At 67.1% G+C, this 3,996-nt stretch carries 4 protein-coding genes; all 4 read left to right on the top strand.

Translation table 11 applies throughout. The annotated features are described in order from the left end of the window. The first annotated feature begins 191 nt into the window (after positions 1-191). Entirely contained in the window at positions 192-1,259 is a 1,068-nt protein-coding gene (locus AC1DT2_RS17100; protein ID WP_213948354.1) for an SPOR domain-containing protein, read from the top strand. A 42-nt stretch (positions 1,260-1,301) separates the two neighbouring features. Further along, a complete protein-coding gene (locus AC1DT2_RS17095; protein WP_063572210.1) occupies positions 1,302-1,934 on the top strand; it encodes a CvpA family protein in 633 nt (210 codons plus the stop codon). 12 nt (positions 1,935-1,946) lie between these two features. Beyond that, positions 1,947-3,425, top strand: a complete 1,479-nt coding sequence (gene purF / locus AC1DT2_RS17090) for an amidophosphoribosyltransferase (protein ID WP_213948353.1) — start codon at positions 1,947-1,949, stop codon at positions 3,423-3,425. A gap of 48 nt (positions 3,426-3,473) precedes the next feature. Further along, positions 3,474-3,996: ferritin-like domain-containing protein (locus AC1DT2_RS17085; protein ID WP_477297660.1), on the top strand; the 523-nt coding region annotated here is incomplete at its 3' end.

Below are 3,996 nucleotides of genomic sequence, written 5' to 3'. Positions count from 1 at the left end.
ACATCCGCCTGGCAGGCGGCTCGGGCGGAGGCCGGCGATGACGATGTGCTCCTGTTGTTCGGGTCGTTCTTCGTCGCCGCCGCAGCGCTCTCTCACCGCACGTGAACGCCGGGGCGTAAGCGACGGCGGGGGCCTCGATTGCCGGTTATAATCGCCGCGATTCGCATTGCGTCGGTCGTATGGAGCTTTCCTTGAAAACACGCCTGCTGGGTGCCGCCGTCCTGATTGCTCTGGCGGTCCTGTTCGTGCCGATGATCTTCTCCACCACGCCGCCCAAGAGCGACGCCGACCAGACGGTCAGCCTCGAGATTCCGCCGGCACCGGATCGTGAACTGCAGACGCGCACGCTCGACGTGGCACCGAATGGCTCGCCGGCCTCGGTCAGCGGCCCGCAGGCCGCCGGTGGCCCGGTCCGTCCGGCCGCTGTCGCCCCGGCAGACGCGACGCCGCCGGCCGCCACGGTGACACCGGGTAATGGCAGCAAGCTCGCCTCGGTGGACATCGCCTCGCGCAAGCCCGTGGATGCACTGCCGGAAGACTTCGCCAATGCACCGGCCGGCAGCAAACCCGCCGCCACGCCCACGGCGCCGGTGACCAGCAAGCCGCCGAAGCAGACGCCTGCCCCGGCGCCGTCCCCRGTGGTCGCGACCCCGCCGGCTGCCGCCCTTCCGGTCGGTACGGCCGCACGCGGCAGCTTCACCATCAATCTCAGCGCCTACGCCGATCACAGCAAGGCTGACGCGCTGGTGCAGAAGGTTCGGGCGCTCGGCTACCCGGTCAGCACGTCGGCCTCCAACCAGGCCGGCAAGGCACTGACCCGCGTGACGGCGGGCCCCTTCGAATCCCGCGCCGCCGCCGAAGCGGCCCGCCTCAAGATCACCGCTGCCGCGCCGGGTGCACCCGCCACGCTCTCGTCCCGGGCAGAGACCCAGACCGCCGACGTTCCAGCGCCGCCCAAGCCGGCCGCCGCACCCGCGCCCGCCGCAGCCAGCGCCACCGTACCGGTCGCGCCTCCGCACGCGGGCGGATTTGCCGTTCAGGTCGCTGCCGTGAGCAGCGAGGCCGAGGCTACGCGCCTGCGCGACAAGCTGCGCGGGGCGGGGATTGCCGGTTACGTGGACAGCGTCGCCTCCAGCGCGGGAGCCAAGCTCTGGCGGGTGCGCGCCGGGCCGCAGACCCAGCGCGACGACGCCGTGCGCCTGAAAGACCAGATCAAGGCCAAGGTCGGCCTGGATGGCGTCGTCGTTTCGGCGCCGTAAGGCGCTGCGACCCGCTCTCACCGTGAAACCGGGGACTGTCACGTGAATTGGATCGACTGCGTCATCCTCGCGATCCTGTTCATCTCGGTCTTGATCGGCCTCGTGCGCGGCCTCATTTCGGAAGTGCTCTCGCTCGTCATCTGGGTCGCCGCCTTCTGGGTGGCCTGGACGTACGGCCCGTCATTGGCGCATTACTTCGAAAGCAGCGTGTCCCTGCCTTCGGCGCGCGTGGCGATCGGTTATGGCTTGTGTTTCATCGCCGTGCTTCTGGTCGGCGGGCTGATCCGGTTCATGATTTCGCGCCTGGTCGCGAGCACGGGACTGGGCGGCACCGACCGGTTGTTCGGCATGCTTTTCGGCCTGGCTCGCGGTGTACTCATCGTGGCCCTGGTCGTGTTCGTCGTGAGCTTCACGCCCCTGGCTAACGCCCCGATGTGGCGTGAGTCGGCGATGATGCCGCAGTTCCGTGGCGCGGCTGAATGGCTGGGTCAGCAGGTGCCGGAGAACGTGCGCGGATACATGCATCCGCCTGCTGCTCTGGAAAACCTGAAGATGCCGGACGTAAAGCTGCCCAGCAAGGACGACCTCATGAGGTTGCGCGACTTCTCCACCCCCGCGCAACCGGACAAAGATCATGTTCACCCTGCCGCCGCGACCACGGCGGCCACTTCGTAGAAGGCAACACCCATGTGCGGAATCATCGGCATCGTCGGCACCACGGAAGTGGCGTCGGCCCTGTATGACGGCCTGACCGTCCTGCAACATCGTGGGCAGGATGCCGCCGGCATTGCCACCGTGGACGGCGCACGCCTGCGCCTGCACAAGGGCAACGGGCTGGTTCGCGACGTCTTCAACTCGGCTGGTGTCAGCAAGCTGCGCGGACGCATCGGTATCGGTCACTGCCGCTATCCGACCGCGGGTTCGGAGGGTACGGACGAAGCCCAGCCTTTCTACGTGAACTCCCCTTACGGCATCGCCTTTGCGCACAACGGCAACCTCGTCAACACCGAGGCCCTGCGCAAGGAGATGTTCGAGGACGACCGTCGTCACATCGACACGGACTCCGACTCCGAAGTGCTGCTCAACGTGCTCGCGCACGAGCTTCAGGTGGACGACCGCGGCGACCTCACGCCGGAGCACGTCTTCAAGGCGATCGCAGGCGTGCATGCGCGTGCCCGCGGCGGCTACGCCTGCATCGCGCTGGTGCTCGGCTACGGCCTCATCGCTTTCCGTGACCCGAACGGCATCCGTCCTCTGGTGCTGGGCGAGCGCATCACGGCCGAAGGTCACGAGTACGCGATCGCGTCCGAGTCGGTCGCCTTCGATGTGCTGGGTTTCAAGCGCATCCGCGACATCGAACCGGGCGAAGCCGTTATCGTCACCGAAGGTGGCGAGCTGCACACGCAGCGTTGCGCGGAAGGCGCGATCCACGCCCCGTGCATTTTCGAATACGTCTATCTGGCACGTCCAGACTCGATGATCGAGGACGTCTCGGTCTATAAGGCACGCCTGCGCATGGGTGAGAAGCTGGCCGAGAAGATCCTCCGCGAGCGCGGTCCGGATCACGGCATCGACGCGGTCATCCCCATTCCCGACACCTCGCGCACCGCGGCCAGCTCGCTTGCCCAGGCGCTCGGCGTGCCGATGCGCGAGGGCCTGGTCAAGAATCACTACATCGGCCGTACCTTCATCATGCCGGGCCAGGGTGAGCGCGTGAAATCTGTGCGCCGCAAGCTCAACGCCATCGAGCTGGAATTCCGCAAGAAGAACGTGCTGCTGGTTGACGACTCGATCGTGCGTGGCACCACCTCGCGCCAGATCATCCAGATGGCCCGGGATGCCGGCGCGAAGAACGTGTATTTCGCCTCCGCCGCGCCGCCGGTGCGCTACCCGAACATCTATGGCATCGACATGCCGGCGGCGTCCGAGCTGGTGGCCGCGGGCCGTACGGTGGAAGAAGTGGAGAAGGCGCTGGGCGCCGACTGGCTGGTCTACCAGGACCTGGAAGACCTGATCCAGGCGGTGGCTGACGGTAACGAATCACTGACCCAGTTCGACACCTCGTGCTTCTCCGGTGAATACGTGACGGGCGTCGATGCCGGCTTCCTCGAACAGCAGGAAGCCATGCGTTCGGATTCGGCCAAGAACGAACGCCGTAGCGCCTGAGCGAGGGGCGGCGCGTTTCCGCGCGCCGCCACGCCGCCACCCTCCGTCATGCACGATCTCCACGCTGCCGCGCGCCGTTGCCTCGAGGCGACCGATCCCGTCGAGAAGACCCGTCTGAGTTTCGAGACGTGGGTGGCGCTGGGCGACGGCTTGCTTGCGCCGGATCCGGCCTCCGCTGCGCCTTTGCCAATCGGTCCGCCGGGACGCCCTGAGCGTCCGCGGCTGGTGCCTTCACGTGAGCTGGCCCAGCGAGGGCTCGGTACGCCTGAGGGACGTGCCGCGTTGGTGCACGCGATCGCGCATATTGAATTCAATGCGATCGACCTTGCCTGGGATGCGGTTTACCGATTTCGCGGCAAGCCCGCTGCGTTCTATCGCGACTGGGCGTCGTGCGCGAACGACGAGGCGCGTCATTTCACGATGCTCGCCGGCCGGCTAGCCGAACTCGGTCATGCCTATGGGGACTTTGACGCCCACAACGGTTTGTGGGAAATGGCGGAGAAGACCGCGCACAGCGACACCGCACGCATGGCCCTTGTGCCGCGTGTGCTCGAGGCGCGCGGACTGGACG

It is taken from the genome of Luteibacter sp. P4_E6, assembly GCF_056401535.1.
Note: the sequence above shows the minus strand (reverse complement) of the source record. Positions and strands in the feature narration are given on the sequence as shown.